Origin of the sequence: Streptomyces sp. NPDC002734, from assembly GCF_040295685.1 — a bacterium.
Classification (GTDB): Bacteria; Actinomycetota; Actinomycetes; order Streptomycetales; family Streptomycetaceae; genus Streptomyces.
In genome coordinates this window covers 27132-53039 of record NZ_JBEOVU010000021.1, presented here as the reverse complement: position 1 = coordinate 53039, position 25908 = coordinate 27132, and the positions used below count along the sequence as shown (strand labels likewise).

Below are 25908 nucleotides of genomic sequence, written 5' to 3'. Positions count from 1 at the left end.
CCGTCCCTCAGTCCCGCACCCGGGCCACGAGGAAGCCTGCCGTGTCGTCGCGGAGGTCGCCGCCGAACTCCTCCGCCAGTATCCGCACCACGCCCTGCGCGGACGGTTCGTCGAGGAGGCTCTCCGCCAGCCCGGACAGCCGGCGTTCGCCGTCGGCGTCGAGCAGTGCTGCCGTGTGGAGGACCAGCAGGTCTCCCGCCTCCAGCCGCTGCCGGGTCCCGGCCTGTCCGGCGGGGGAGCGGAGTGCCCGCACCGTCCCGTCCCGGAACAGCACCGGGGCGGGACCGCCGGCCCAGTTGAGCGTCCTGTCGGGCGCCCGGTAGCGGCAGCACAGGGCGGGGCCGCGGAGCGACGGCGCACCGGACGCGGTCCGGGCGGTCCTCAGCAGGTCGCCCAGCCAGGCGGTCAGCTGCCCGGGGGCCGCGCCTGCGAGGGCCATGCCTCGCAGGCCGCCGATCAGCATGGCCGTGCCCGAGGCCACCGTGGACGGCTCGCCCGTGAGCGTGCCGAAGCCGATGAGGGTCTCGCCGTCGGGAAGCTCGCAGGCGTCGTACCAGTCGCCGCCCGCGGGCGTGCCGGGGGAGGAGGGCGGCAGCCGGTGCGCCGCCAGCTCCAGCGAGCCGGGCCCGCCCTGTCGCGGGAGCCGCAGGGAGCCGTGCCACGGGGGGAGCAAGGCTTCCTGCGGCTCGACCACGAGCCCCTGCCCGGACCGGGCCGGCCGGGGGCGGCCGAGCGAGTCACGGGTCTCGCTCACCGCCCGCCGGTGACGGCGCAGTTCGCTGACGTCACGCAGCACCGCCCACATGGAGGCGGTGTTGCCGTCGGCGTCGAGCACGGGCTCGCCCTTCATGTGCACGGACCGCACCCTGCCGTCGCCCGGACGCGTGATCCGGAACTCGCCGTCGATCGGCCGGCCGTCGACCAGGCAGTCCGTCACCATGACGGTCAGCCGGGGCCGGTCCTCGTCGAGCACCAGCGAAGGCAGCTCGTCGAGGGTCAGGGCCTGGGCGGTGGGATCCATGCCGAGGATCTCGTAGAACTCGGCGGACCAGCGGACCTCGTCGGTCAGCAGTTCCCACTCCGCGCTGCCGATCCGGCCGGGGGCCGAAGCCGCCCCGGCGTCGCCCGCGGCCGGCGAGGCGGGCAACGCCTCGGGGGAACCGGCCGCGGGCGGAGGGCCCTCGCGGAGTTGCGCCAGATGTTCGTCGAGGTCCTCCAGGTGGTGCAGCGCGAGGTCGTACAGCGCGCGCTGCCACCGGTCCGCGGGATTCGTGCCGTCGCTCTCGACGTCGCGGCGGACCGCGTCCATGTCCGTCCTGAGCTGCCGCGTCCGCGTGATGAGCGCCTCCACCGGGCCGTCGCCGCGGGGCGAGCGCTCGGCGGAGTGATCCGCGGACAGATGGGACGGCATGACGAACTCCGGTGTCGAGGAGACGGTACGGCCGGGGCCGGTCGGTGAACCGGATACGACTCTCGCACAGCTCGCCACTGCCTGTAAGGGGAATGGCAACACTCGATGGAGTGGTGCTTCTGGCATATGCCAGAGTCTTTCCGGGACCTTCTGCCCAGAGAAACGGGACCAACGTCTCTTGTGACACGGGGAGTTGGTGATTAGCACTGGTGTGCTGGCGGAACGTCAGTCTCCCGTTTCGGGGTCCTCCGCGGGGCAGGAACCGCCCTTCAGTTCGCCATGGACGAGGAAAGCCTCCACGGTCCGTTGTACGCAGCGTGACGATCCGTAGCCCGTGTGCCCCTCGCCGCGGTTGTCCAGGACCACCGCGGAGGAACCCAGCCGCCGTGCCGTCTCGACCGTCCACCGGTACGGCGTCGCGGGATCGCCGCGGGTGCCGACCAGGAGCATCCGGGGGGTCTTGAGGTCACGGACCTTCTCCCGGACGAAGTCGGTTCCGGCGGGCCGGCCGTAGCACATCAGCGCCTCGGCCAGCCGGTAGCGGCCGAAGACCGGGGACGCCTTCTCGTAGGAGGCCCGCATGGCGTCCAGACCGGCCGCGATCCGCTCCGCTGACGGGCGTTCGGGGGCGTCGGCGCAGTTGACGGCCAGCAGGGCGGCCGGCGGGTTGTCCAGCGGCACCGGCTGCTCGGGCCGCCGCGGCGCGTCGGGACCGAACACCGGCGGGGCGAAGGCGCCCTGGGTGAACCCCTGGAGACCCCGCGGGTCTCCGTACTCCACCAGGTCGGACACCGCCCTCTCCAGCGGCGGCCACAGGGCGCGGCTGTACAGCGCCTGACCGAGGGCGGCCACCAGCTCCTGACCGCTGAAACCGAGGCCTCCGGCCGTGGGCACGGGATGCGCGTCCAGGGTGTCGACCAGGCGTTCCACCTGACGGGGCGCGGTGCGGGCGTCGCGGCCGAAGGGGCAGGCGATGTCGCGCACGCACCAGGCCAGGAAGCGCTCCAGGGCCGCCTGCTGGCCCGCCGCGCCGGCCCGGGCCTGCTCGACGGGCGGCTCGGTGAGGGTGTCGACGCCGTCCAGGACGAACCGGCCCACCCGGCGCGGGAACTGGGCCGCGTAGACCGCGCCGAGCCGGGTGCCGTAGGAGAAGCCGAGGTAGTTCAGGCGGCGGTCGCCGAGGGCGTGGCGGATGACGTCCATGTCCCGGGCCGCGTCCACGGTGCCCATGTGCTCCAGCACCGGGCCGGAACTCGCCGCGCAGGCCTCGGCGACCTCGCGGAGCCGGCGCAGGTAGGGGTGGGGATCGCCGTCGGCGACCCGGTCGGGCGAGGCGCTCGCGTTCGGCCCGTCGTCCTCGGCGTCGCCTGCCCCGTCCCCGGTGTCGTCCCTGGCATCGCCGCGTGCCTCGTCCCGCGCGTCGTCGCGCGGTGATCCGGGGGAGTCGAGGGAACCGGGGGAGCCGGGGAAGCCGGGCGGGCCGGGGGGCGGGCCCGAGGAGCCGGGGGAGCCGGAGTACGCGGCCTCGCCGCAGGTGACCGGGGAGGATCGGCCCACCCCCCGGGGGTCGAAGGTGACCACGTCGTACTCCTCGGCCAGCGGCATGAAGTCCTTGCCCGCCATGGCCAGCCGGCCGACGCCCTCACCGCCGGGGCCACCGAAGTTGAGGACCAGCGACCCGCGGGGACGGTCCGCGGTGGACCGGAAACGGGCCAGCGCCAGCCGGATCGAGCCGCGGCCGGGGCGGGCGTAGTCCAGGGGCACGGCGACGGCCGAGCACTGCAGGTCCAGCGGCGCCTCCTCGGCGTCGCAGGGGTGCCAGACGACGCGCTGGTCGTAGAAGCGCTTCAGGCGGTGCGGCGGATCCGACCCGTCGGCCTTCGCCGCGGCGGGAGCGGCGGGCAGTGCCGCGCAGAGCACGGCCAGCGCGGCCGCCTTGGCCGCGACGCGTATGGAACACGGTCCCTGCATGCGAGCCTCCTGGGGTGGACGGCCGCAGCCCACGATAGGCGCGCCGCACACTCCCCGCCCGTCCACGCGACCCGCCCGGGGTACGCGGGCGCGGCGCGAGGTTCGCGGGCACCCCGCCGAGGCTCGGCGGGCGCGGCGTCAAGGCTCGTGGGTACGGCGTCGAGGTTCGCGGACACCGCCCCGAGGCGCGGACACCGCCCCGAGGCGGGGGCATCCTGCCCGAGGTGGGAGGCCTTCCGTCCGAGGTGGGCGGGCGGGCACGGCGAAGGGCGGGGAGGACCGCTGTCCTCCCCGCCCTTCGGCGTACCCGGCGCCGCGCGTCAGCGGGTGGCGCGACTGCGGTCCAGCACCGCCACGCCCACCGCGGCGAGCGCGATCTGGATCAGCCACTCGATCCAGTCCGGCCCGTGCGTGCTGCGCACCCCGAACGCTCCGGCGAGGGCGGAGCCGATCAGCGCCGCCGCGATGCCGACCACGATCGTCCACAGCACCCCGATGTGCTGGCGCCCGGGCAGGGCGAGCCGGCCCAGCACGCCGATCACGATGCCGATGAGGATCGCGCTGATGATGCCCGAGACCTCCATCTTTTCCCCATCCCTTCGGGTTCGTCGTGCGGTTCTTGTGCCCCCGCGCGTCAGTTGCACGCTCCGCCCGCACGGTCCTGTCGCAGTGTCATGTACGGTTCAGCCGTTTGACGCGCGTAGCGGGCTGGGCAGTATCCGTCTACGCGCGGAGAGCGGGCCCCAACCCGCACCCCCTCTTCCCGCCCTGATCCCCCCTCAGGAGGTATGCCGGATGCTCCGACCCCGTCGTATCCGCCGCCGCGGCCTCGCCACGGCCCTCGCCGTCACCGCGCTCCTCGCCGGAGGCGTCGCCGGCGCCGCGGCGCAGCCGCAGGAGGCCCCGGCCGCCGCTGCCGCAGCCGCCGCGGAGGCCACCGGTCCCCGGATCCTGTTCGACAACGCTCACGCCGAGACGGCGGGCAACGCGGACTGGATCATCTCCACCAGCCAGCCCGACCCGCTGCTCCAGGACTCGGCCCCCTCCGCCGAGACCGACTGGACGGGGGCGCTTTCCGCCTGGGGCGTCGCACTGCAGAAGGCCGGCGGGTACAGCATGAAGACGCTGCCGTCCGGCTCCTCGCTCAGCTACGGCGGCACGGCCGCGCTGGACCTCGCCAACTTCGACACCCTGGTGATTCCCGAGCCCAACACCCTCTTCACAGCCGCCGAGAAGACGGCGATCATGAAGTTCGTCCAGGGGGGCGGCGGACTCTTCATGATCGCCGACCACACCGGCGCGGACCGCAACAACGACGGCTACGACGCCGTCGAGGTCTTCAACGACCTGATGAGCAACAACTCGGTCGACGCGACCAACCCCTTCGGCATCACCGTCGACACCCTCAACGTCAGCTCCGACTTCCCGGCCGCGATCAACGACAGCGCCGACCCCGTGCTGCACGGAGCCTTCGGCAACGTCAGCAAGAGCCTGATCGCCAGCGGCACCACCGCCACGCTGCGCCCGGCCGACAACTCCTCGGTCAAGGGCCTGCTGTACCGGACCGGCTACTCCGGCACCACCGGAGCCTTCTTCGCCACCAGCACCTTCGGCAGTGGCCGGGTCGCGTTCTGGGGTGACACCTCGCCCGTCGACGACGGCACCGGCCAGTCGGGCAACACCCTCTACGACGGGTGGAACGACCCGGGTGCCACCAACGCACCGCTCGCCCTGAACGCCACCGCCTGGCTCTCCGGCGGCGAGAGCGGCGGCACCACCCCTCCGCCCTCCACCACCTGCGCGGCCGCCCAACTGCTGCGCAACAACGGCTTCGAGTCCGGGGCCGCCACCTGGTCGGCGAGCAGCGGCGTCATCACCAACAGCACCGCCCGCACCCCGCGGACCGGTTCCTACTACGCATGGCTCGGCGGCCACGGCACCGCGGTGACCGAGACGCTGTCCCAGTCGGTCACCGTCCCGGCCGGCTGCTCCGCCTCGCTCGGCTTCCACCTGAAGATCGACACCGCGGAGACCGCGACCACGGCCTACGACACCCTCAAGGTGCAGGTCCTCAACGGTTCCGGCACGGTCCTGCGCACCCTGGCGACCTACTCCAACGTCAACGCCGTCTCCACGTACACCAAGCGCTCGTTCGACCTGAGCGCCTACGCGGGTCAGACCGTGACCCTCAAGTACACGGTCACCGAGGGCTCCAAGCTGCAGACCTCGTTCGTCATCGACGACACCGCGCTCGACGTCGCCTGAGCGGCCCGCCGCACGGACGACGGCGGGGCCCCGCCGGAGTGACCCGGCCGGGCCCCGCCGCCTGGGCGGCGGACCGCGGTTGCGACGTCGTCGTACGACGACGTCAGAACCTGGAGGCCGCCTTCTTGCGGGCTCCCTTCATGCCCATGAAGGCGCACGCGGCTCCCAGGCAGATTGCCAGAGCGCCGATGCAGACGTTGGTGATGATCACGCCGGCGTCAGGGGCGGTTCCCACCACCCAGGGGGAGATGATCATCCAGACGCCCAGAGCGGCAGCGGCCCAGCCGAGCGCGCCCATGCGGGTGGGGCTCGCGGCCGCGCAGATCGCGAGGGCGAGGATCGCCGCGCCGACGATCACGTTGTGCTGCACCAGCGGCGGCTGGCTGCCGGTGAAGTGCAGGATCCACGGCGATGCCGCACAGAACACGCCGACCAGGGCCAGCGGTGCGGCGAGCATCCCCAGATTGGGTCCCTGCTGGGAACGGGCGTACTGCTCCCTCATTTCGAGTACGTCGGGGTGACTCGAGATGTCACCACGCGGGTGCGAGACGTTGGCCATGACTCGTCTCCTTCGAGATCTCAGGCCTGCCCGCGACTGCGGACGGAAGGAATCGACTGTGGGGCAGGTAGGCCCGCACCTGTTCCATTCTGCCCCGATTCACCCGTTATGTGTAATGCAGGTCACTGTCGCAGCTCACAGGCCCGGCCACGGGGCCGGCGCACGGCCTCGGCTCCCGGGCGCGCGCCTCACCGCTTCTCCAGGAGTCCGCGCGCGTACGCCGCCTGCCCCACGTGCTGAAGGTCGTCCGACAGGACGCTGACCAGCCGGACGCCCAGCGTCACCGGCGGATCCCAGCGCTCGTCGACGATCCGCTCCAGGTCGCCGGCACCGAGGCCCCGCAGGAAGCCCCGCGTCTGCTCGTGGACCGCGTCGTAGTAGCCGGTCAGCAGGTCGGGGGAGTCCACCCGCACCGCCGCCACCTTGGCCGCGTCGTGCCCGAAGCCCGTGTCGGACACCGGCAGCCCCAGCCCGAACCGGCCGTGCCAGTCCTGCGCTGTCCACACCTGCTCCCGTCCGGCCGCGTCCGCCACGTGGTCGTCCTGGACCCGGGTCAGGTGCCAGACCAGCCAGGCGACGGAGTTCGTTGCGGGAGCGGGGAGCGCGGCGAGCCGCTCGGCGTCCAGTCCCTGGACCGCCGCGTGGACCTCCTCGCGGATCCGGCCGTGTGCCTCGATCAGAATGTCCTTTGCGTGCATGTCTCCAGCCTCCGCCGGAACCGGCCCGGGCGCTCGGCGGTTGGACCGGGCGAGGTCAGGTGAGGAAGAGTGATCTCCGGCACCGACACGCACGACACCAGGAGTCACGTTGTACACAGCCCATCCCGGCCGCTACGAGCAGATGCCCTACCGGCGCACCGGGCGCAGCGGTCTGAAGCTTCCCGCGCTGTCGCTCGGTCTGTGGCACAACTTCGGGCCCGACCGCCCCGTCGACACCCAGCGGGCCATCCTGCGCCGGGCCTTCGACCTGGGCGTCACCCACTTCGACCTGGCCAACAACTACGGCCCGCCGCCCGGCGCCGCCGAGTCGGCCTTCGGCGAGGCGCTCAAGGCGGACCTGCGCCGCTACCGCGACGAGATGGTGATCTCCACCAAGGCCGGCTATCTGATGTGGGACGGCCCCTACGGCGAGTGGGGCTCGCGCAAGTACCTGCTCTCCTCGCTGGACCAGAGCCTGTCCCGGATGGGCCTGGAGTACGTCGACATCTTCTACTCGCACCGTCCCGACCCGGACACCCCGCTCGAGGAGACCATGGGCGCGCTGCACTCCGCGGTGCAGCAGGGCAAGGCGCTGTACGTGGGCGTCTCCAACTACTCGCCCGAGGAGACCCGCGAGGCCGCCCGGATCCTCGAGGGGCTCGGGACGCCGCTGCTGATCCACCAGCCGCGCTACTCGATGCTCGACCGCCGCCCCGAGGAGAGCGGTCTCCTCGACGCCCTGGACGAGCTCCAGGTCGGGTCGATCGTCTACTCCCCGCTGGAGCAGGGCCTGCTCACCTCGCGTTACCTGGACGGCATCCCGGAGGGCTCCCGCGCCGCCGGCGACAGCCCGTTCCTGACCGCCGACAAGGTGACCGGCGAGCTCGTCGGCCACCTGCGGACGCTCAACGGGATCGCCGCCGCCCGCGGCCAGTCGCTGGCCCAGATGGCGCTGGCGTGGGTGCTGCGCGGCGGCAGGGTCACCTCCGCCCTGGTCGGGGCCAGCAGCCCGCAGCAGCTCGAGGACTCGGTCGCCGCCATCGGCAACCTCGCCTTCGACGACGACGAGCTGTCCCGGATCGACGAGGTCCTGCGCGCCGCCGGCTGAGCCCGCGGCCCGTGTCCCCGAGGGCCCGCGGGAGGTCCGGCCTCCCGCGGGGCCACCCCTCGTGAACGCGGTGTTACGCAAATTTCGGTCTGGGACGAGTGCCGGGGCCCGACCCGGGTACAAGCTCAGGCGCATCAGTATCCGGCCGGGCCGGCATCCGAGAGAGACACGCATGATCGAGCACCTGGACGGGGCCGTGGTGACAACGGGTTTCGACGTCCCCGTGGAACCTCTGCGCCGTGCGACGCACTACACCGGTGAACCGGGGTGCATCGCCGAGGCGAGGGAGTTCGCGGGACAGTTCCTCGAGCAGTTGAGGAGCGAGTGGTGCGCCACGGCCGACGAGCGTTACGGCGGGGAACTGCTCCTGGTGGTCAGTGAGCTGGTCACCAACGCGGACCGGCACAGCCATGGTCCGTACATCCTCGAGCTCGAGGGGTCGGACAACCGCGTGACCGTCACGGTCTACGACAGCAGCGTCGCGCTGCCCCAGATCTTTCCCCGGGACCCCAAGCGCGTCGGGCGGCACGGCCTGGAGATCGTCCACGCCCTCGCCGACGAGGTCGTCGTGGAGCGCGTCCCGGTCGGCAAGCGGATACGCGCCACCCTGCGCCTGGGCGTCTGAGCCCGCCCGCCGCGGCCCCGCCGGAGGGGCCGCGCCCGCGCACCGGGCACGCCGATTCACCTCTGAGCGGAACCGTCGCGGGCACCCTTGCCGGGTCCCGGCCGCGGCCTAGGCTGAGAAGGGTGAGCAGCCACGAAGCCTCCCGGACCCCCGTTCCCCTCCGCCGCCCGGCGGACCGCCCGGCATCCGGTCCGGCGTCCGGTCCGGCGTCAGGTCCGGCGGGACGTGCCCGGGAGCCCCTGTGGCGCGACCTCGTGGGTGACGCCCTGCGCCGCGAGCGGCTCGCCCAAGGGCGCACCCTCAAGGAGGTCGCCGAGGCGGCGCGGATCTCGATGCCCTACCTCTCGGAGCTGGAGCGGGGCCGCAAGGAGGCCTCCTCGGAGGTCCTCGCGGCCGCCGCCCGCGCCCTGGGACTGAGCCTCGGGGATCTGCTCGTCCGCGTCCACAGCGACCTCACCGCGGCCCCCGGCGCCGTGTCCGGCTCCGTCACGCACCGCGAAGCCGCCCGCCGGGGCGTCCCGCAGCGTGGAATCGCCCAGCACGGAATCGCCCGGCACGGAATCCCGCAGCGCGGAGTTCCGCACCCCGACGGCCTGTGCCTGGCGGCCTGACGCGCGACGCGGACCGCGCGTCAGCGGCGCGCGGTCAGCACCTCGTCGGCCAGTCCGTAGGCCACCGCCTCCTCGGCGGTGAACACCTTGTCCCGGTCCATGTCCGCGCGCAGGGTCGCCGTGTCGTGGCCGGTGTGCCGGGCCAGCACCTCCTCCATCTGGGCCCGCACCCGCCCCATCTCGCGCGCCCGCAGCGCCAGGTCGGCGACCGTCCCCTGGCTGCCGGCACTGGCCGGCTGGCCCAGCAGCACCCGCGAGTGCTCCAGCACGAACCGCCGCCCAGGGTCGCCGCCGGCCAGCAGCACCGCCGCCGTCGACGCGGCCTGGCCCACGCAGAAGGTGGCGATCGGCGCGCGCACGAAGCGCAGGGTGTCGTAGATGGCCATCAGTGAGGTCACCGAGCCACCGGGGGAGTTGAGGTAGAGCGCGATCTCGTGGTCGGGCGCGTCCGACTCCAGGTGGAGCAGCTGCGCGATGACCACGTTCGCCACCCCGTCGTCGATCTCGGTGCCCAGGAAGACGATCCGCTCCGACAGCAGACGGCTGAACACGTCGGAGGAGCGCTCACCGCGCGCGGTGCGCTCGGTCACGTACGGAACCGTGTAGCTCGCCATGGTCACAGCCCCGTCCGGCGTCGGGAGGCGCTGGGACGCACCTCGTCGAAGGAGCCGACCAGACGGTCGACCATCCCGTACTCCTTGGCCTGCTCGGCCGTGAACCAGCGGTCCCGGTCGGAGTCCCTGGAGACGGTCTCCCTGCTCTGCCCGGTGTGGTCCGCGATGATCCGCTCGATCTGTCCCCGGGTGTACTCCAGGTTCTCGGCCTGGATCTCGATGTCGGCGGCGGTCCCGCCGATGCCGGCCGAGGGCTGGTGCATCATGATCCGCGCGTTGGGCAGCGCGTACCGCTTGCCCGGCGCGCCCACGGTCAGCAGGAACTGGCCCATGCTCGCCGCGAACCCCATGACCAGGGTCGACACGTCGTTCGGGATCGCCCGCATGGTGTCGTACACGGCCAGACCGGCGGTCACCGAGCCGCCGGGGCTGTTGATGTAGAGGCCGATGTCGCTGCGCGGGTCCTCCGCGGACAGCACCAGCAGTTGGGCGCACACCCGATTGGCGGACACCTCGTCCACCTGGGTGCCGAGCATCACGATGCGCTGCGCGAGCAGCGCCGAGGCCAGTTGGTCGTCGAAGGGCGTGGACGGGGTGTCGTCCTGCTGCGCCCGGGGGGCGTACTGCGGTGGAAGCATGCGAGGTCCTCCTGAAGACTTCGAGCCGAAAGGGTGCGCTGCCTTCGACCATGCCCCCGCCCGCCCCTGACCGGGGCACTTCTCTGCCCGCGGCAGATTCGCCCACGGCAGATCCCGGGCCCGCGCGCCACGGGCCGATGAGTTTCGGCCCTCCGGCCGGTCGACAGTGGTGAACGGCGGACGATCGGGAGGAACCGATGGACAGCAACGGATTCACCACCTGCCTCTGGTTCGACAACCAGGCGGAAGAGGCGGCCGAGTACTACGTCTCGGTCTTCCCCGACTCGCGCATCGAGCGGGTCGACCGGTTCTCCGAGGCGGGACCGGAGAAGGTCACGCCGGACGAGAACGGGTCGGTCGTCGAGGTCCAGTTCACCGTCAACGGCCAGCGGTTCTCCGCCCTCGACGGCGGCCCGCTGTTCCACTTCGACGAGGCGATCTCCTTCCAGATCATGTGCGACAGCCAGGAGGAGGCCGACCACTACTGGAACACCCTGATCGGCGACGGCGGCCAGGAGAGCCAGTGCGGCTGGCTGAAGGACAAGTACGGGCTGTCCTGGCAGGTGATCCCCAAGGAGGCCCTCCAACTCATGCGCGACCCCGACCGGGCGAAGGCGGGCCGGGCCATGGCCGCGATGCTCACGATGCGGCGGCTCGACGTGGCGGAGATGCGGACGGCCGCCGAAGCCGGCTGACGGACGGCCCCGAGCACCGAGGCCCCCGCCCGCGCACGAGGTCCCCACCCGACCGGCGCGAAATGCCCGACGACCACGAAGGAGGCCGCACCATGGCCGCACAACCCGAAGGCACCCCGATCTGGGCGGACGCGATGTTCGCCGACGTGGAAGGGGCCAAGAAGTTCTACGGAGAGGTCCTCGGCTGGACCTTCGGCGAGTCCAGCACCGAGTTCGGCAACTACACCGAGGCCTACGCGGACGGCAAGGCCGTCGCCGCGGTGGTCCCGCCGATGCCGGGCGCCGAGGAACAGGCGTCCTGGTGTCTCTACTTCGCCACCCCGGACGCCGCGGCCACCGCCGCGCGGATCCGGGAGAGCGGGGGAGAGGTGGTCATGGAGCCGATGCAGGTCGGCGACTTCGGCACCATGTGCATCGCCCGCGACCCGAGCGGCGTGGTCTTCGGCCTCTGGCAGCCGGCGAAGCACACCGGCTTCGACACCGTCGGCACGCCCGGCGCCTTCTGCTGGGCCGAGGTCTACACCCGCGACGCCGGCAAGGCCGACGCCTTCTTCCCGAAGGTCTTCTCCTACACCCAGAAGCAGATGCCCGACGACAAGATCGACTTCCGGGTGTACGAGCTGAACGGCGCCCCGCTGGTCGGCCGGATGCAGATGACGGAGGACTTCCCGCCGGAGGTCGGGCCGTTCATGAACGTCTACTTCGCCGTCCCCGACTGCGACGAGGCCGTCGCCAGGGCCGAGAAGCTGGGCGGACGGTGCCGGTACGGGCCGGTGACCAGCCCGTTCGGCCGCTTCGCCAGCCTCACCGACCCCCATGGCGCGGCCTTTTCGGTCCTCGACCCGGACACCACGGAGGGCGAGATGCCGCCGATGGACGAGGTCGGCTGACCGCGCGCCGACCCGGCCCGGAAGGCTGCCGCGCGGTCCCGCTCCCCTCGGGCGGGGCCGCGCGACGTGCGTGGGATGATCGTGTCCATGCGTGCTGAACGACTGGTCGCCGCCTGCGACGGCGCCTGCAAGGGAAACCCCGGTCCCGCCGCCTGGGCGTGGGTCCTCGCCGAGAACGGCGACACCCCCGACAAGCCCACCCGCTGGGAGGCCGGCCCCCTCGGCACCGCCACCAACAACGTCGCCGAGCTGACGGCCCTGGAGCGGCTGCTCGCCGCCACCGACCCCGCGGTGCCGCTGGAGGTCCGGATGGACTCCCAGTACGCGATGAAGGCCGTCACCACCTGGCTGCCCGGCTGGAAGCGCAACGGGTGGAAGACCGCCGCGGGCAAGCCCGTCGCCAACCGGGAACTGGTGGTCCGCATCGACGAACTGCTGGCCGGGCGCGCCGTCGAGTTCCGGTACGTGGCGGCCCATCAGGTGGACGGCGACCCGCTGAACGACTTCGCCGACCGGGCCGCCAGTCAGGCCGCGATCGCTCAGCAGGGCGCGGGCAGCGCCCTGAACTCCCCGGAACCCCCGCCGTCCCCGACGCCCGTGGGCAAGAAGACGCCCGCCCGTACGCGCGGTGCGCGTACGGGCGGGCGGGCCGCCTCCACCGGGGGGTCGGCGAGGACCCTGAAGGCCAAGTTCCCCGGCAGGTGCGGAGTCTGCGGTCGCGGCTACCCGGCCGGCGAGGAGATCGCCAAGGTCGGCCAGGGCTGGGGCCATCCGGAGTGCCGCGCGGCCGGCTGAGGCGATGTCACCGGCGTGGCGCCGTCACAGGACGGTGCCGCGCCACTCACCGGTCTCGGTGCCGCGCTCCTCGATGAACGTCTTGAAGCGCGCCAGGTCGGCCTTGGCGTTGCGCTCGACGAAGCCCAGCTTGTCGCCGATCTTCTCGGCGGCGCCCTCGGGCTGGAGCCGCATGCGCAGGTTCACCCTCGTCGCGCCGGGGGCGACGGGCTGGAAGGTGACCCGGCCCTCCTGCTTGGTGTCCCCGTCGACGGTGGTCCAGCTGACGCACTCGTCCGGGATCTGCTCGGTGATCTCGGCGTCGAACTCCCGCTTGACGCCGTCCACCTTGGTCACCCAGTGCGTGAGCGTGTCGGTGCGCTGCTCGATCCGCTCGACCCCGCTCATGAACTCGGGGAAGGTCTCGAACTGCGTCCACTGGTTGTACGCGGTGTGCACAGGAACTCGGACCTCGATGGATTCCTCGATCACGGACACGTGATGTCCTCCTTCGTGTAGCTTGCGTGACTTGCGTCTTGCCGCCCGCTCCGGAGGCAAACCGGATCGCGCGAGAAAGCGGAAGCCCGCTCTCCGCGACCGGGTCCGCCGCGGGGTCCGCGGCCGGGCCCGTCCCCGCGACCCGTGCCCGGCAGGCCGCCGCGCCACGGGGCGTGACAGACTTGCCGGTATGGAACAGCGAGTAATCGGCAGGTCCGGGCAGAACCTCTCGGTCATCGGACTCGGCACCTGGCAGCTGGGCGCCGACTGGGGCGACGTCGACGAGAAGGACGCGCTGGCCGTCCTCGAGGCGGCCGCGGAGTCCGGCATCACCTTCTTCGACACCGCGGACGTCTACGGCGACGGACGCAGCGAGCAGACCATCGCCGCGTTCCTGCGCGGCCGGCCCGACCTGGACGTCACGGTGGCCACCAAGATGGGCCGCCGGGTCGACCAGATCCCGGAGAATTACGTCCTGAAGAACTTCCGGGAGTGGAACGACCGCTCCCGCCGCAACCTCGGCGTGGAGCGCCTGGACCTGGTCCAGCTGCACTGCCCGCCCACGGCCGTCTACTCCACCGACGAGGTGTTCGACGCGCTGGACACCCTGGTCGAGGAGGGCCGCACGGCCGCCTACGGCGTCAGCGTCGAGACCTGCGCCGAGGCGCTGGAGGCCATCGCCCGGCCGCACGTGGCCAGTGTGCAGATCATCCTCAACCCGTTCCGCATGAAGCCGCTGCTCGAGGTGCTGCCCGCGGCCGCCGAGGCCGGCGTCGGCATCATCGCCCGCGTGCCGCTGGCGTCCGGGCTGCTCTCCGGCAAGTACACCAAGGACACCGTCTTCGCGGAGAACGACCACCGGACCTTCAACCGGCACGGCGAGGCCTTCGACCAGGGCGAGACCTTCTCCGGCGTCGACTACGCCACGGGCGTCGAGGCCGCGGCGGAGTTCTCCGGCCTGGTCCCCGCGGGCTTCACCCCCGCCCAGGCCGCGCTGCGCTGGATCATGCAGCAGCCCGGCGTCACCACCGTGATCCCCGGCGCCCGCACCCCGGAGCAGGCCCGCACCAACGCCGAGGCGGCCTCCCTGCCGCCGCTCTCCGAGGAGACGCTGGCGGCGATCCGCGAACTCTACGAGCGCAGGATCAAGGAGCAGGTCGAGAACCGCTGGTAGCCAGGCAGGGTACGACGGAGGGCGGGACCGGTCGCACTGACCGGTCCCGCCCTCCGTCGTACGCCTGCGGCGTCGTGCTGCCGGCGGTGCCGTACCGCCCGCGGTCACGCCTCGATGAGCAGCTCCCGCTCCTGCTCCTGGTCCCCGGACACGGTCCCCTGGTCGCGGACCGTGAACGCCGCGGACAGCGTCTCGCCCGCCTTGTGGACCGCCTCGGGCGTGCCCTGCAGGGTCACGGTCACCGGATCGGCGACCCCCGTGCGTCCCGAGGTGTCCGGCGGGGTGGGAGCGGAGCCTTCGCCGCTCCCGAAGAGCGCGGTGTGCACCGTGGCGTGCTCGTCCTTCGGCTGCGAGTCCGGAGGCCCGAAGACGGGCTCCAGCGTGCGCAGAACCGCCTGGGCGTCGGAGCAGTGCCCTCCGGTGAGGGTGATGGTGAGCTGTGTGCCGGTCATGGTCAACGGACTCCCTCGGCCCAGATCGCCTGCCTGATTGCAGCCTGACGGGTATCCGCGCCGCCGAGGCCCGAAACCGGCCGACCCGCCTACCGGCCGGTCATGCCTGCTTGGCCTGGGGAATCACGGGCAGAAGGGGCACTCGTACGAAGTACCCGGCGAACAGGAGTAAGGGTGAGCGGTAACCGATCCGCGGACGACGACGGCCTGAGCGACGGCATAGGCCGGCAGCTCAACAGAGGCCGCAACGAGACGGAGGAGGAGGCGGCCGACCGGAAGTGGGGCGAACTGATCCAGGAGGTCAGGGTCGCCCAGACCGGCGTGCAGATCCTCTTCGGCTTCCTGCTCACCGTCGTCTTCCAGCCCGGCTACGAGGAACTCGGCAGCACCGACCGGCGCATCTACCTGGTCACCGTGGTCCTCGGCGCGGCGACGACCGGTGCGCTCATCGCACCCGTCGCCCTGCACCGCATAGTCTCCGGCCGCCGGGTGAAACCGCAGGCCGTGCAGTGGGCGGCCCGGGTGACCTTCACCGGCCTGGTCCTGCTGCTGGGGACCATGACGTCCGCGCTGCTTCTCGTGCTCCGCGTCGCCACCCACGACGGCTTCGTGCCCTACCTGGTCGCGGGGGTGCTCTCCTGGTACATCCTGTGCTGGTTCGTGCTCCCGCTGTGGACCCGCTACCGCTACACCTCCAAGTAACGCCCCCCGGGGCGACATGCCGAAGGCCCGGTCCCCATCCGCGGGACCGGGCCTTCCGTCCGTCCTGTTCCTGTTCCTTCTCCGTCCGCCCCGTCCGTCCGGCGTGACCGCCGGCCGGGGGCTCTCGCGCCGCGCCCCGGGCGTGGTCTCATCCGTTGGCCAGGAGCTCCGAGAGGAAGCTGTCCACCTCGACCTGCTCGTCGCCGGGGGCGACCACCCGGTACGTCTCCTCCAGGAACCGCTCCACGGCCGGCGCCCAGGCGTGCACCACGGCGTGGTGCCGCTCGCCGTCCCCCTTGTGCTCCCCGTAGAAGTCCATCCGCAGCTCGTGCCAGCCACGGGCGTAGCGCGGGGAGAAGCGCACGTCGCCCTCGCCGACCGGACGGCGCAGGCCCTCGGCGAGCATCTCCCGGGCCAGTCGCCAGCGGGCCAGCACCCGGCCGTCATGGCTGAAGGTGGCGGTGACCGCGAAGGGGTCCTCCATGTCGTAGCTGAGGTGGGCGAGCACCGCGAAGCGGTTGGCGTCGTCGCCGCTCCCGCCGGACTGGAGCTGCATCACAACGGCCCTGTGCACGAACGCGCTCGACTTCATCGAGACCTCCGGGGGGAGTGGACGGGAGATGTACCGTGCCCACCCTGTTACCCCCACTCACGGCAGCCATGACCACGACTTCCGCGGGCGGGGCGATCAGCCGAAAGCGTTGCGCAACTCCGGCAGCAGCGTCCGCTCGGACCACTCCAGGAACGGGTACTGCGTCTCGTCCCCGCCGATCTGCACGAAGGCCAGTTCGGTGAAGCCGGCCTCGGCGTAGGGCCGCACCGCCTCGACGTACGCCTCCGGGTCGTCGCCGCAGGGGATCGAGGAGGCGACGTCGTCCGGCCGCACGAACTGCGTGGCCGAGGCGAACGAGTCGGGATGCGGCAGCTCCGCGTTGACCTTCCAGCCCAGTCCGAACCAGCGGAACATCTCGTGCGCCCGGGCGACCGCGGCCTCGCGGTCCGGGTCGAAACAGACCGGCAGCTGCCCGACCCGCGGCTTGCCCTCGCCGCCGTGCTGGTCGAAGAGATCCAGCAGGTCCTTCTTCGGCTCCGTCGCGATCACCAGGTCGGCGTAGTGGCCGGCCAGGGCGCAGGACTGCTCCCCGGACACGGCGATCCCGATCGGCGGAGGCTGGTCGGGCAGGTCCCACAGCTTGGCGGAGTCCACCTGGTAGTGCTCCCCGTGATAGGTCACGTGCCCGCCGTCGAAGAGCGCGCGGATGATCTCCACCGCCTCCTCGAACTGCTCGTGCCGCACGTCCACCGGGGGCCAGCCCTCGCCGACGACGTGCTCGTTGAGGTTCTCGCCCGACCCCAGGCCCAGCCGGAACCGGCCCTGGGACAGCAGCTGGAGGGTCGCCGCCTTCTGGGCCACCACCGCCGGGTGGTAGCGGTAGGTCGGACAGGTCACGTACGTCATCAGCGGGATCCGCGAGGTCGCCTGCGCCGCGGCGCCCAGCACCGCCCACGCGTACGGGGAGTGCCCCTGCTCGCGCAGCCACGGGAAGTAGTGGTCGGAGGTCACCGAGAAGTCGTAGCCCACCTCCTCGGCCCGCACCACGTGCCCCACCAGCTCCCGGGGCCCTGCCTGCTCGGTCATCATCGTGTAGCCGAATCGCACCATGCCCGCCGCGTTCCCGACATAAGGGGCGGAAAACCGCGGGACGGGCCGCTCGGTGGATCTCACCGCCGGCCCCGGCCTTGCCGGAACAGGGGCGAGCGGCCTCGAACGCCGGTCGGCCGCCCGTCGTTGTGGCAGGCTGGACAGGTGATGCTCGAGGATCTGGTCCGGCTGCGCCGGGCGCGGGACACCATGGACCGCGACTACGCGGAACCGCTCGACGTGCCGGCCCTCGCCGCGGTCGCCCTGATGTCGCCCGGCCACTTCTCCCGCAGCTTCCGCGCCGCGTTCGGGGAGACCCCCTACAGCTATCTCATGACGCGCCGCGTCGAGCGGGCCAAGGCCCTGCTGCGCCGGGGGGACCTGTCGGTCACCGAGGTCTGCTTCGCGGTCGGCTGCACCTCCCTGGGATCCTTCAGCTCGCGCTTCACCGAGCTGGTCGGTGAGACGCCCAGCGCCTACCGGGCCAGGGACCACTCGGCCGGCGCGGCCGTGCCGCCCTGCGTCGCCAAGCTGTACACGCGACCGATCAGGAACGGAGAAGCGAAGTCCGCCCCCCGCGCCTAGCGTGGAGCGCATGGACATCAGACTCTCGCAGTGCTTCATTACCGTCGACGACCACGACAAGGCGCTTTCCTTCTACCGCGACGCCCTCGGGCTCGAGGTGCGCAACGACGTCGGCTTCGAGAACATGCGCTGGGTGACCCTCGGCTCCCCGGCACAGCCCGACGTCTCCGTGGTGCTGGAGCCGCCGCTCGCCGACCCGAACGCCTCGCCCGCCGACCAGCAGGCGATGGCCGACCTCCTCGCCAAGGGGCTGCTGCGGGCCGTCATCTTCGCCACCGACGACGTCGACGGCACCTTCGAACGCATCCGCTCCGCCGGCGTCGGCGAGGTGCTGCAGGAGCCCACCGACCAGCACTACGGCGTGCGGGACTGCGCCTTCCGCGACCCCGCCGGCAACATGATCCGCTTCCAGCAGGCCCGGAAGGGCTGAGCCTCCCGCTCGGCGGCTGCCGGTGCCGCGGCGCGGCGGCCCGGACGGGTGAGCCGCCCGCCCGCACGGGGGCCGTCCCGGGTGCCGGGACCGCCGCCGGCTGGTCGACTGGTCCCACCGACGTCGTGCGAGGAGGCGCAGGTGGGCGACCGGCTCGGACAGGCCGCGTGGGTGGTGGGGGTGACGCAGTTCTTCGTGATCCACGCGATCGTGGAGTCCGCGTGGCCGCGCCCCTACAGCTGGGCGGTGCACAACATCAGCGACCTGGGGAACGTCACCTGCGGCCCGCAGGGACGGGAGCCGCGCTACGTGTGCTCGCCGGAGCACGACCTGATGAACGGCTCGTTCATCGCCCTCAGCGTGCTGTTCCTGGCCGGCGTGGTGCTGGCCGGCGGCCTCTGGCGGCGCGGCCCGGCCGGCCTGGTGGCCCGCACCGCGCTGGCCACCACCGCCTCCGGATTCGCCCTGGCCGGCCTCGCGCCCGCCGACGTCGACGAGCCCGTTCACGTGCTCGGCGCGGTGCTGGCGCTCGCTGTCGGCAACGCCGCCCTGTTCCTGGCCGGTATCGGCCTCGCCGACCGGGTCCCGAGGGTGTGGCGCCGGGCCGCGGTGGTCGCGGCGGCCACCGGGTCGACCGGCTGCGTGCTGCTCGTCCTCCAGCGGGACCTGGGCCTCGGGACGGGCGGCATGGAGCGCGTCGCGGCCTATCCGATCCTTCTGTGGGCCTTCGCCATCGGCCTGGCCGGACTGCTGGGACGTCTCGACAAGGTGACGTGGCCGACGACGCGGCCCGGATGAGGCTCCTCCGGGGCGCGCCGGAAGAAGTCGGACCGGCAGCCTCGGCGGCTCGCGGAAAGGCGCCGTCACGGCCGCCGGAGGCACCGCTCGCGGTGCGGCGCGGCAGTCGTGGGAGCACCTGACGGCGCCGTGCGCGCAGGCCCCGCACGACCCCTCCGAGCGGTACGCCCGACGGCTCCGGCCTGGGTCAACTCCCCTTCTCCGCCTAGAATTCAGCGATGGAACGCACCCCACGGAGCATGCGCAGTGTTCGCACCACCGACGACGTACTGAGGCTGATGGACGCCCTGTTCGCCCCCGGGGCGGACCGGTGGACGGACGGCGGCGCCCACTGGTGGGACCGGTTCTACGCGGACCGCTCCCGCGGCGTGCCCTTCTTCGCCGCCGATCCCGACGAGAGCCTGGCGTCCTGGCTGGACCGCGGCCTGGTCACCCGGGGCGCCCGCGGCCGCGCCCTGGACCTCGGGTGCGGCCCGGGCCGCAACACGCTGCGACTCGCCCGGCACGGGTTCGCCGTCGACGCGGTGGACCTCTCACCGAAGGCGCTCGCCTGGGCGCGGGAACGCGCCGAACAGGCGGGCGTCGAGGCGCGGTTCCACCGGGCCGACGCCTTCACCCTCACCGAGGACGACCTGGACGGGAGCTACGACCTGATCTACGACTCGGGCTGCTTCCACCACCTGCCCCCGCACCGCCGTGTCAGCTACCTCGCCTTCCTGGACCGGTTCCTGGCCCCCGGCGGCGCCTTCGGCATCGGCTGCTTCGCCGCGGGCGAGGAGAACTCCGGGACGGAACTGCCCGACCTCGCCCTCTACCGGGACGCCGGCCTGCACGGGGGAGTGGCGTACGGCGACGACGACCTGAGGTGGATCTTCTCCGACCACACCGAGGTGGAACTCCGCCGGATGCGCCGGCCCGCTCCCGGGTCGGGAACGTTCGGCGAACCCTTCCTCTGGGCCGGCCTCTTCCGCCGGCCCGGGCCGCCCGCCTGAACCGCACACCCGGGTACCGCTCCTGCCCCGGCCGTCACCGCCGGAGGTGTCGGAGTGGCCTGGCACGATGCGCCCCATGGAACTCGCACACGCTTTCGACGGACTGGACGACCTTCCCTGGTCCGCGGTCTCCCACGCCTACGGCGCCGCCGACGACCTCCCCGACCTGCTGCGCGCCCTGGCGGGGCCGGACGACGGCGCGGCCGACGAGGCGTTGTCCGAGCTGTACGGATCCGTCCTGCACCAGGGGACGGTGTACGCCGCGACCGTCGAGACCGTGCCCTACCTGGCCCGTCTCGCGGCGGCCGGACGGCGGACCACCGACGTGCTGGGACTGCTCGGCGGCATGGCCGAGAGCGAGGACGAGTGGCAGGTGGCGCCGGGCGCGGTCCGGGAGGCCGTGGCGGCGCAGCTCCCGCTGCTGCTGCCCTTGTCGGAGGACGAGGATCCGGAGGTCCGCCGCTGGGCCGTCTGGACCGTCGCGCACAGCCGGGCGTCCGGGGTCGCGCTGCCCGCGCTCCGCGCCCGCTGGGACAAGGAGCACGACCCGGCCGCGCGGGCGGAGGTGCTGACCGGCATCGCCCGCCTCGACCCGTCGCTCGGCGCGGCGCTCGCCGCGCACGTCCTGGACGTCGAGCAGCCCGCCGAGCTGCGCCTGGCCGCCGTCTTCGCCGATCTCGACGCCGGCACGCCGTGGAGCGGGAAGCACCACACCGTCATGCTCTCCGTCCTTCCGGCCGACCCGCTGATGTCGGCGGGCATGCACCTGGACCGCGGGGAGCCGCTGTGCGCGGTCGTCGAGGCGCTGCTGGAGCGGCGTGACCGGGCGGACCGTGAGGGAGTGTTCGCCCTGCTGGACACCGCCCTGCGCGACGACCGGCAGGAGGTGCGCAAGGAGGCCCGCTGGGCGGCGGACCGGGCCTGCGCGCTGTCCCGCAGCGCACCGCGGCGACTGGTCCCCGGCCTGCTGGCCTCGGTCGGCGCCGACGCGGGGCGCGCGCCCGAGGAGCGCGACCTGGTGGACGTCTCCTCGCTGCTGGGCCGCCTGGGGGCCGCCGCGGCGCAGGCCGCGCCGGCGCTCGCCCCGCTCGCCGGCCGGAACCCGGAGCGGGAGGACGATCACGCGGACCGGGCCCTCGCCGCGCTCGTGCTGACGGCCCCCGCCGAGGCCGCGCCCCTGCTGGCCGGCGCACTCGAGCGGCGGCCACGCGCCCTGGACGCCGCCGCCGGATTCCACGCGCCGCTCGACGCCTGCGCCCTTCCGTACCACGAGAGACTCCTCGACGCTGTGCGCCGCCGCCTGCGCGAACCGGACGACCTGGACAGCGCCGAGGTGTGGCGCCTGACGGGACTGCTGACGGGGTGGGGAGCGCGGTCCGCAGTCACGCTCGAGGAGCTCCTGGAGCTCCTCCCGCGCTTTCCCGTCCAGGTCGCCCCGGCCGTGGCCGCGGTCGCCGCGGCCTGTCCGCCCGCCGAACGCACCCGTGCCGCCGAGGCACTGCGCTCCGTCGCCGTGGCCGGCGAGGCCGCGCCGGGCGGCGGTGCGCTGCCGGCCGCCCGGGCCCTGCACGCCCTCACCGGTGACCACGCACCCCTGCTGGACCGTCTGGCCCGGCAGCTCACGGCGGGGGCCCGGGAGGTCGCGGAGGCGGCCTCGGCGGCGGCGGAGCTGGGACCCCGGGCCGCCTCGCTCGCACCTGCACTCCGTGCCGCGCTCAGCGACCCCGACGACCGCGCCGTCCACCCGGTGCTCGACGCCGACACGGCGATCGCCATGGCGTTGTGGAGCGTCGAGGGCGATGCCGGCACCGCCGTCGCGGTCCTGGACTCCGTGTTCGCCCGGACGGAGGGCGACCCCTGGGCGCGCTGGACCGCGGTGCGCGCGGCCAGGGCGGCCGCCCGTACCGGTCCGGCCGGACGCCCGCTGACGGCCCGTCTGGAGATCCTCCTCGCCGACCCGGAGCAGACGCCGGCGGCGGTCCTCGCCCTGGCCGCCGTCGCGGACCCCGCCGCTCTCGACCGCCCCGCACTCGCCGCCGCCGTGCTGGACGCGGCCGAGGCGGACGCCGACCCGGCGGGCGCGCTCGACGCCCTGGAGGCCCTGGGCGTCGAGGCCCTCCCCGCCGACTGCCTCCGCCGTCTGGAGGACCTCGCCGAGGGCGACGCGCGGATCGTGCGCTCCGGACTGGAGAACCGGATCATCGGCCAGGACGAGGCGTTCCGGGACGGCGCCCGCGCGTTGCTCGCCGCCGCCGGGGGCGCGAGGGGATGACCCCGGCCCGGGCGTCCGCGCCGAGGCAGCGACCTTGGCCCGGGCGTCCGCGCCGAGGCAACGGCCCTGGCGCGGGCGTCCGCGCCGAGGCAATGGCTCTCACCCAGGCGCCCGCGACGCGACGGCCGTCAGCGGGCGCCCGGCGGCCCGGCCGACCGGACGCCACGGCAGGAACGCGACGCCCGCCGCCTCGCAGGCGTCAGCACCTGGAAGGCCTGGTCACGACCCGGCCCCGGCGCGGTGGGAAGGCGCATCGCGCCGAAGCCGACGCGGCCGACGGGAAGCCGGAAAGCGACGTCCCGCGGAGCCGCCCCGGTCACCGGGGGAGCACCGCGAAGGCCTCGACCTCCAGCAGGAGTTCGGGGCGGATCAGGGCAGACACCGCCACCGCCGTGCTCGCCGGCGGGCGGCTGAGGTCGACGTACTGGTCACGGACCGCCCGCACCTCGGGGAGGTCGGTGATCCGGGTGACGTAGAAGCCCAGCTTCACCACGTCCGAGAAGGAGGCGCCGGCCGCCTCCAGGCACAGCCCGAGGTTCCGGAAGACCTGGTGGGCCTGCGCGGTGACGTCCCCCTCGCCGACCACCCGGCCCTCGGCGTCCAGGGGGATCTGGCCGGAGATCACCGCGAGGCGTCCCTCCGCCACGACCACGGGGCTGTAACCGTTGCCGGGCACCAGGCCGTCGACGGAGGGGTGGACCAAAGTGGTGCTGTCGTTGCCGGACATGCGTTCCCTTCTGTGACAGGACGTCACACGCTACCGAGCGGCCGCCTCCGGCGCGCCCGGTTTCCGGGCCGGTCGCGCCGCCTCCGGACAGGGCCGGCCACCCCGGGCATGAGGCCACCCCGGGGCACAGGGCCGACCACCCCGGCAACGGGCAGGCCGTCAGCGCGGCGGCTCGTCGTCGGGGCGGCCGCCGATCCAGTCCTGCAGCGTGCGCAGCCGGCCCGACCAGCGCCGGTCGTGCCGCTCGGCCCGCCGCTCGGCGCGGGCCGAGGTGCGGGGCCGACGGCGGTAGAAGCGGCGGGCCCAGGGGGAGCCGGGGCGGGCGAGGCGGACCGCGCCCACCAGCGAGACGAACGGGACCACCAGGCCGAAGACGGCCACCCGGGCCTTGCCCTTGGACAGGGCCAGCAGCGCGAGCAGGAAGTGCACGACGACCGTGACGGCCACGGTGCCGCGCCCCTCCCGGTCGCCCTCGTCGAGGCCGTCCACCCCGAACGGCAGGAACCCCGCGAGCAGCAGCCCGGCCAGCGCGGCGGTGATCGCCACCACCTCGACGCTCTTGCGGCCCGCCTCCGACCAGTAGACGTCCGCCAGGTGGAGGATCAGCGCGAACTCGTCCAGCACCAGTCCGGCGCCCACCCCGAAGACCACCGCGGCGGCCCAGGCGCCGAACCCGTGGTCGCCGCTCGCGACCGCGGCGAAGCCGCCCGCCACGGTGAGCACCACTCCGGGCACCACATGGTGGACGTGCACGCCGCCGCCCGTCTCGACGTTGCGGAACGGTCCCCGGCCGGCCCGGATCATCCGGGTCACCAGCCGGGTGACCGCGAAGGTGACGACGAAGGCCGTGAGAGCGAGCAGCAGGGGAAGCTTGCCGGGCTCGACGATGTTCCGGTACAGCCAGTGACCCATGACGGGACTCTATGTCGACATGTCCGCTCCTTCCTGGTTGTACGGGCGCGTCGGCCTATTGGCCGGGCCCTATGATGACCGCGCCGACGAGCGGCGACGACCAGGAGGAACCCCCATGACCGGCGGACCGCTGACCATCGCCGTCGCCCAGCCGCGCACCGTGGCCCACGACGTGGCGGGCAACGCCCTCGCCCACGCCGAGGCGGTGCGGGCGGCGGGCGCGAGGGTCGTGGTGTTCCCCGAGCTCTCCCTGACCGGCTACGAACTGGACGCCGCCCCGGTCGGGCCGGACGACGAGCGGCTGGCCCCGATCGTCGCCGCGTGCGCCGAGACCGGCACGCTCGCCCTGGTCGGCGCGCCGGTGCCCGGGCCGCACATCGGGGTCCTCGCCGTGGACGGCGACGGCGCCCGCGTGGTGTACGGCAAGACGCATCTGTACGGCGCCGAGGCCGACCACTTCGAGCCCGGCGAGCCGGCGGTGCTCGAGGTCGACGGCGTCCGGCTGGGCCTCGCGGTCTGCCGGGACACCGGCCTGCCCGAGCACGCGGCGGCCACCGCCGCCCTCGGCATGGACGGCTACGTGGCCGGCGTGGTGCACTCCGAAGCCGAGGCCGAGGTGCACGGCGAGCGGGCCCGCCGGGCCGCCGCCGACCACGGCGTCTGGGTCGCCACCGCGGCCTTCGCGGGGCCCACCGGCGGCGGCTTCGACCGCACCTCCGGACGCTCGGGCGTCTGGGCTGCCGACGGGTCCCTCCTCGCCGAGGCGAGCGACCTGCCCGGCGACATCGCCAGGGCGGTCGTCCCGGCGCGGCGAGACGGCTAGAGTCCGGACGGAGCCCGCCGTCCGGCGGGACGACAGGGGGAGAGCCGTGGCCAAGGTCGCCGTCAGTCTGGACGCCGAACTCGTCGTGGAGGTGATGGTCCTCTCCGGCGCAGGCTCCCCCCAGGACGCCGTCGAACTGGTGGTCCGCGACTACATCGCCCGCGGCCACCGCACCGAGGCGCGCACCGAGCTCAAGGACGAGCGGCTGCGGGAGATCGACGCCAAGCCGCAGGACCCCCAGGGCTGAAACCCTGGGCTGAGATCCAGGGTTGACCGCCAGGGCTCAAACTCAGGGCTCAAATCCTGGGCTGGCTCCGGGCCGGGCCTGAGCCCCGGCCCGCGCACAGGGCGGTCGCCCCTGCCGCCTCAGCCCGGGGACACGAACCCCGACTCGTACGCGGCGATGACCGCCTGCGTGCGGTCCCGCACCCCCAGCTTCGCGAGCACCCCGCTGACATGGGACTTCACCGTCTCGGTGCCCACCACCAGCCGGCCGGCGATCTCCGCGTTGGACAGGCCGCGGGACATCAGCCGCAGCACCTCCGCCTCCCGCTCGGTCAGCTCCGCGCGCTCCAGCCGGGCCCTCGCCTCGGCGTTGCCGCGCGTCGCCCCGTACTCGGCCGCCAACTGCCGTACCGCCGCCGGGAAGAGCAGGGAGTCGCCCTCGGCCACCAGCCGCACCGCGCCGACGATCTCGGCGGGCCGGGCCCGCTTGAGCAGGAAGCCGTCCGCGCCCGCCCGCAGCGCGCCGTACACGTACTCGTCGTTCTCGAAGGTGGTGATCACCAGGATCTTCGGCGGCCTGTCGACCGACCGCAACACCGCGCGGGTCGCCTCGATGCCGTCCATCAGCGGCATCCGCACGTCCATCATCACCACGTCCGGGCGCAGGCTCCGCACCAGCGGGATCACCGCGGCGCCGTCCGCCGCCTCGCCAACCACTTCGATGCCCGGTCCGGCCTCCAGCACGGCCCGCAGACCCATCCGCACGAGCGGTTCGTCGTCGACCAGGAGCACGGTGAGCGGCATCGGCACAGCGTAG

30 protein-coding genes are annotated in these 25908 nt (G+C 73.3%); 16 read left to right on the top strand and 14 right to left on the bottom strand.

Going from position 1 to position 25908, the window contains the following annotated elements; genetic code table 11:
• Positions 1-7: 7 nt before the first annotated feature.
• The 3 genes from ABT026_RS19825 to ABT026_RS19815 all read right to left on the bottom strand — a co-directional run bounded on the left by ABT026_RS19825 (position 8) and on the right by ABT026_RS19815 (position 3966).
• Positions 8-1411 (bottom strand): PP2C family protein-serine/threonine phosphatase, encoded by a 1404-nt coding sequence (locus ABT026_RS19825; protein WP_351115968.1) that lies wholly within the window; start codon positions 1409-1411, stop codon positions 8-10.
• 225 nt (positions 1412-1636) lie between these two features.
• Entirely contained in the window at positions 1637-3382 is a 1746-nt protein-coding gene (locus tag ABT026_RS19820; RefSeq protein WP_351115966.1) for an alpha/beta hydrolase, read from the bottom strand.
• 320 nt (positions 3383-3702) lie between these two features.
• Positions 3703-3966 (bottom strand): GlsB/YeaQ/YmgE family stress response membrane protein, encoded by a 264-nt coding sequence (locus tag ABT026_RS19815; protein WP_351115965.1) that lies wholly within the window; start codon positions 3964-3966, stop codon positions 3703-3705.
• 211 nt (positions 3967-4177) lie between these two features.
• Here ABT026_RS19815 and ABT026_RS19810 point away from each other — a divergent pair, with 211 nt between their 5' ends.
• Positions 4178-5647 carry a hydrolase gene (locus tag ABT026_RS19810; protein ID WP_351115964.1) on the top strand — a complete coding sequence of 490 codons (1470 nt, stop codon included), beginning with the start codon at positions 4178-4180 and terminating at the stop codon, positions 5645-5647.
• Positions 5648-5750: 103 nt separating this feature from the next.
• Here the strand turns inward: ABT026_RS19810 and ABT026_RS19805 are convergent, their stop codons facing one another.
• Together ABT026_RS19805 and ABT026_RS19800 are read right to left on the bottom strand one after the other, a co-directional pair.
• Positions 5751-6206 (bottom strand): SPW repeat protein, encoded by a 456-nt coding sequence (locus ABT026_RS19805; protein ID WP_351115963.1) that lies wholly within the window; start codon positions 6204-6206, stop codon positions 5751-5753.
• Between the two features lie 188 nt (positions 6207-6394).
• On the bottom strand, positions 6395-6904 hold the full coding sequence (locus ABT026_RS19800; protein WP_351115961.1) for a mycothiol transferase: 510 nt from the start codon (positions 6902-6904) through the stop codon (positions 6395-6397).
• A 109-nt stretch (positions 6905-7013) separates the two neighbouring features.
• Between ABT026_RS19800 and mgrA the strand changes: the two genes are divergently transcribed.
• From mgrA to ABT026_RS19785, 3 genes are all read left to right on the top strand, one after another.
• Positions 7014-8012, top strand: coding sequence for an L-glyceraldehyde 3-phosphate reductase (gene mgrA / locus ABT026_RS19795; RefSeq protein WP_351115960.1), 999 nt, complete (start codon positions 7014-7016; stop codon positions 8010-8012).
• A gap of 172 nt (positions 8013-8184) precedes the next feature.
• Positions 8185-8637, top strand: coding sequence for an ATP-binding protein (locus tag ABT026_RS19790; protein ID WP_351115959.1), 453 nt, complete (start codon positions 8185-8187; stop codon positions 8635-8637).
• Positions 8638-8759: 122 nt separating this feature from the next.
• Complete coding sequence (locus tag ABT026_RS19785; RefSeq protein ID WP_351115957.1) at positions 8760-9248, top strand: helix-turn-helix domain-containing protein; 489 nt, start codon at positions 8760-8762, stop codon at positions 9246-9248.
• 20 nt (positions 9249-9268) lie between these two features.
• On the opposite strand, the gene ABT026_RS19780 is transcribed toward ABT026_RS19785, so the two are convergent.
• Complete coding sequence (locus tag ABT026_RS19780) at positions 9269-9862, bottom strand: ClpP family protease (RefSeq protein ID WP_351115956.1); 594 nt, start codon at positions 9860-9862, stop codon at positions 9269-9271.
• Between the two features lie 2 nt (positions 9863-9864).
• Entirely contained in the window at positions 9865-10500 is a 636-nt protein-coding gene (locus ABT026_RS19775) for a ClpP family protease (RefSeq protein WP_351115955.1), read from the bottom strand.
• A gap of 197 nt (positions 10501-10697) precedes the next feature.
• On the opposite strand from ABT026_RS19775, the gene ABT026_RS19770 reads away from it, so the two are divergent.
• From ABT026_RS19770 to ABT026_RS19760, 3 genes are all read left to right on the top strand, one after another.
• The gene (locus ABT026_RS19770) at positions 10698-11195 is read left to right on the top strand and encodes a VOC family protein (protein WP_351115953.1); all 498 of its coding nucleotides are present in this window, start codon (positions 10698-10700) and stop codon (positions 11193-11195) included.
• Positions 11196-11287: 92 nt separating this feature from the next.
• Entirely contained in the window at positions 11288-12085 is a 798-nt protein-coding gene (locus tag ABT026_RS19765; RefSeq protein WP_351115952.1) for a VOC family protein, read from the top strand.
• Between the two features lie 75 nt (positions 12086-12160).
• Positions 12161-12880 carry a ribonuclease H family protein gene (locus ABT026_RS19760; RefSeq protein ID WP_351115951.1) on the top strand — a complete coding sequence of 240 codons (720 nt, stop codon included), beginning with the start codon at positions 12161-12163 and terminating at the stop codon, positions 12878-12880.
• A 24-nt stretch (positions 12881-12904) separates the two neighbouring features.
• Here ABT026_RS19760 and ABT026_RS19755 read toward each other — a convergent pair whose 3' ends face one another.
• Complete coding sequence (locus ABT026_RS19755; protein WP_351115950.1) at positions 12905-13357, bottom strand: SRPBCC family protein; 453 nt, start codon at positions 13355-13357, stop codon at positions 12905-12907.
• Positions 13358-13547: 190 nt separating this feature from the next.
• Here ABT026_RS19755 and ABT026_RS19750 point away from each other — a divergent pair, with 190 nt between their 5' ends.
• Positions 13548-14531, top strand: coding sequence for an aldo/keto reductase (locus ABT026_RS19750; RefSeq protein ID WP_351115949.1), 984 nt, complete (start codon positions 13548-13550; stop codon positions 14529-14531).
• Between the two features lie 104 nt (positions 14532-14635).
• Here ABT026_RS19750 and ABT026_RS19745 read toward each other — a convergent pair whose 3' ends face one another.
• Positions 14636-14983, bottom strand: a complete 348-nt coding sequence (locus ABT026_RS19745; RefSeq protein WP_351115948.1) for a hypothetical protein — start codon at positions 14981-14983, stop codon at positions 14636-14638.
• Between the two features lie 207 nt (positions 14984-15190).
• On the opposite strand from ABT026_RS19745, the gene ABT026_RS19740 reads away from it, so the two are divergent.
• On the top strand, positions 15191-15685 hold the full coding sequence (locus tag ABT026_RS19740) for a DUF6328 family protein (RefSeq protein WP_351116074.1): 495 nt from the start codon (positions 15191-15193) through the stop codon (positions 15683-15685).
• Between the two features lie 148 nt (positions 15686-15833).
• On the opposite strand, the gene ABT026_RS19735 is transcribed toward ABT026_RS19740, so the two are convergent.
• Both ABT026_RS19735 and ABT026_RS19730 read right to left on the bottom strand, forming a co-directional pair.
• A complete protein-coding gene (locus tag ABT026_RS19735; protein ID WP_351115946.1) occupies positions 15834-16277 on the bottom strand; it encodes an SsgA family sporulation/cell division regulator in 444 nt (147 codons plus the stop codon).
• Between the two features lie 96 nt (positions 16278-16373).
• Positions 16374-17348, bottom strand: coding sequence for an LLM class F420-dependent oxidoreductase (locus ABT026_RS19730; protein WP_351115945.1), 975 nt, complete (start codon positions 17346-17348; stop codon positions 16374-16376).
• A gap of 147 nt (positions 17349-17495) precedes the next feature.
• Between ABT026_RS19730 and ABT026_RS19725 the strand changes: the two genes are divergently transcribed.
• From ABT026_RS19725 to ABT026_RS19705, 5 genes are all read left to right on the top strand, one after another.
• Complete coding sequence (locus ABT026_RS19725) at positions 17496-17912, top strand: helix-turn-helix domain-containing protein (protein ID WP_351116073.1); 417 nt, start codon at positions 17496-17498, stop codon at positions 17910-17912.
• 10 nt (positions 17913-17922) lie between these two features.
• A complete protein-coding gene (locus ABT026_RS19720; RefSeq protein ID WP_351115944.1) occupies positions 17923-18342 on the top strand; it encodes a VOC family protein in 420 nt (139 codons plus the stop codon).
• Positions 18343-18483: 141 nt separating this feature from the next.
• Complete coding sequence (locus tag ABT026_RS19715; RefSeq protein ID WP_351115942.1) at positions 18484-19140, top strand: DUF998 domain-containing protein; 657 nt, start codon at positions 18484-18486, stop codon at positions 19138-19140.
• Between the two features lie 218 nt (positions 19141-19358).
• On the top strand, positions 19359-20132 hold the full coding sequence (locus tag ABT026_RS19710; RefSeq protein WP_351115941.1) for a class I SAM-dependent methyltransferase: 774 nt from the start codon (positions 19359-19361) through the stop codon (positions 20130-20132).
• A 76-nt stretch (positions 20133-20208) separates the two neighbouring features.
• A complete protein-coding gene (locus tag ABT026_RS19705; RefSeq protein WP_351115940.1) occupies positions 20209-22404 on the top strand; it encodes a hypothetical protein in 2196 nt (731 codons plus the stop codon).
• 316 nt (positions 22405-22720) lie between these two features.
• Here the strand turns inward: ABT026_RS19705 and ABT026_RS19700 are convergent, their stop codons facing one another.
• Both ABT026_RS19700 and ABT026_RS19695 read right to left on the bottom strand, forming a co-directional pair.
• Positions 22721-23131, bottom strand: a complete 411-nt coding sequence (locus ABT026_RS19700; protein WP_351115938.1) for a RidA family protein — start codon at positions 23129-23131, stop codon at positions 22721-22723.
• Positions 23132-23290: 159 nt separating this feature from the next.
• Complete coding sequence (locus tag ABT026_RS19695) at positions 23291-24043, bottom strand: hypothetical protein (RefSeq protein ID WP_351115936.1); 753 nt, start codon at positions 24041-24043, stop codon at positions 23291-23293.
• A gap of 115 nt (positions 24044-24158) precedes the next feature.
• On the opposite strand from ABT026_RS19695, the gene ABT026_RS19690 reads away from it, so the two are divergent.
• A complete protein-coding gene (locus tag ABT026_RS19690; RefSeq protein ID WP_351115935.1) occupies positions 24159-24866 on the top strand; it encodes a carbon-nitrogen hydrolase family protein in 708 nt (235 codons plus the stop codon).
• Positions 24867-24912: 46 nt separating this feature from the next.
• Positions 24913-25113, top strand: a complete 201-nt coding sequence (locus tag ABT026_RS19685; protein WP_351115934.1) for a DUF2191 domain-containing protein — start codon at positions 24913-24915, stop codon at positions 25111-25113.
• Between the two features lie 119 nt (positions 25114-25232).
• Here the strand turns inward: ABT026_RS19685 and ABT026_RS19680 are convergent, their stop codons facing one another.
• Positions 25233-25895 carry a response regulator transcription factor gene (locus ABT026_RS19680; protein ID WP_351115933.1) on the bottom strand — a complete coding sequence of 221 codons (663 nt, stop codon included), beginning with the start codon at positions 25893-25895 and terminating at the stop codon, positions 25233-25235.
• Between the last annotated feature and the right edge of the window lie 13 nt (positions 25896-25908).

Excerpts from the sequence above, each read along its gene's own strand:
- ABT026_RS19790 (WP_351115959.1), top strand. The coding sequence starts at position 8,185 with ATGATCGAGCACCTGGACGGGGCCGTGGTGACAACGGGTTTCGACGTC.
- ABT026_RS19805 (WP_351115963.1), bottom strand. The coding sequence starts at position 6,206 with ATGGCCAACGTCTCGCACCCGCGTGGTGACATCTCGAGTCACCCCGAC.
- ABT026_RS19770 (WP_351115953.1), top strand. The coding sequence starts at position 10,698 with ATGGACAGCAACGGATTCACCACCTGCCTCTGGTTCGACAACCAGGCG.
- ABT026_RS19815 (WP_351115965.1), bottom strand. The coding sequence starts at position 3,966 with ATGGAGGTCTCGGGCATCATCAGCGCGATCCTCATCGGCATCGTGATC.
- ABT026_RS19690 (WP_351115935.1), top strand. The coding sequence starts at position 24,159 with ATGACCGGCGGACCGCTGACCATCGCCGTCGCCCAGCCGCGCACCGTG.
- ABT026_RS19680 (WP_351115933.1), bottom strand. The coding sequence starts at position 25,895 with ATGCCGCTCACCGTGCTCCTGGTCGACGACGAACCGCTCGTGCGGATG.
- ABT026_RS19725 (WP_351116073.1), top strand. The coding sequence starts at position 17,496 with ATGCTCGAGGATCTGGTCCGGCTGCGCCGGGCGCGGGACACCATGGAC.
- ABT026_RS19780 (WP_351115956.1), bottom strand. The coding sequence starts at position 9,862 with ATGGCGAGCTACACGGTTCCGTACGTGACCGAGCGCACCGCGCGCGGT.
- ABT026_RS19735 (WP_351115946.1), bottom strand. The coding sequence starts at position 16,277 with ATGAAGTCGAGCGCGTTCGTGCACAGGGCCGTTGTGATGCAGCTCCAG.
- ABT026_RS19710 (WP_351115941.1), top strand. The coding sequence starts at position 19,359 with ATGGAACGCACCCCACGGAGCATGCGCAGTGTTCGCACCACCGACGAC.
- ABT026_RS19745 (WP_351115948.1), bottom strand. The coding sequence starts at position 14,983 with ATGACCGGCACACAGCTCACCATCACCCTCACCGGAGGGCACTGCTCC.
- ABT026_RS19820 (WP_351115966.1), bottom strand. The coding sequence starts at position 3,382 with ATGCAGGGACCGTGTTCCATACGCGTCGCGGCCAAGGCGGCCGCGCTG.
- ABT026_RS19825 (WP_351115968.1), bottom strand. The coding sequence starts at position 1,411 with ATGCCGTCCCATCTGTCCGCGGATCACTCCGCCGAGCGCTCGCCCCGC.
- ABT026_RS19695 (WP_351115936.1), bottom strand. The coding sequence starts at position 24,043 with ATGGGTCACTGGCTGTACCGGAACATCGTCGAGCCCGGCAAGCTTCCC.
- ABT026_RS19700 (WP_351115938.1), bottom strand. The coding sequence starts at position 23,131 with ATGTCCGGCAACGACAGCACCACTTTGGTCCACCCCTCCGTCGACGGC.
- ABT026_RS19765 (WP_351115952.1), top strand. The coding sequence starts at position 11,288 with ATGGCCGCACAACCCGAAGGCACCCCGATCTGGGCGGACGCGATGTTC.
- ABT026_RS19810 (WP_351115964.1), top strand. The coding sequence starts at position 4,178 with ATGCTCCGACCCCGTCGTATCCGCCGCCGCGGCCTCGCCACGGCCCTC.
- ABT026_RS19750 (WP_351115949.1), top strand. The coding sequence starts at position 13,548 with ATGGAACAGCGAGTAATCGGCAGGTCCGGGCAGAACCTCTCGGTCATC.
- ABT026_RS19705 (WP_351115940.1), top strand. The coding sequence starts at position 20,209 with ATGGAACTCGCACACGCTTTCGACGGACTGGACGACCTTCCCTGGTCC.
- ABT026_RS19730 (WP_351115945.1), bottom strand. The coding sequence starts at position 17,348 with ATGGTGCGATTCGGCTACACGATGATGACCGAGCAGGCAGGGCCCCGG.
- ABT026_RS19775 (WP_351115955.1), bottom strand. The coding sequence starts at position 10,500 with ATGCTTCCACCGCAGTACGCCCCCCGGGCGCAGCAGGACGACACCCCG.
- ABT026_RS19720 (WP_351115944.1), top strand. The coding sequence starts at position 17,923 with ATGGACATCAGACTCTCGCAGTGCTTCATTACCGTCGACGACCACGAC.
- ABT026_RS19760 (WP_351115951.1), top strand. The coding sequence starts at position 12,161 with ATGATCGTGTCCATGCGTGCTGAACGACTGGTCGCCGCCTGCGACGGC.
- ABT026_RS19800 (WP_351115961.1), bottom strand. The coding sequence starts at position 6,904 with ATGCACGCAAAGGACATTCTGATCGAGGCACACGGCCGGATCCGCGAG.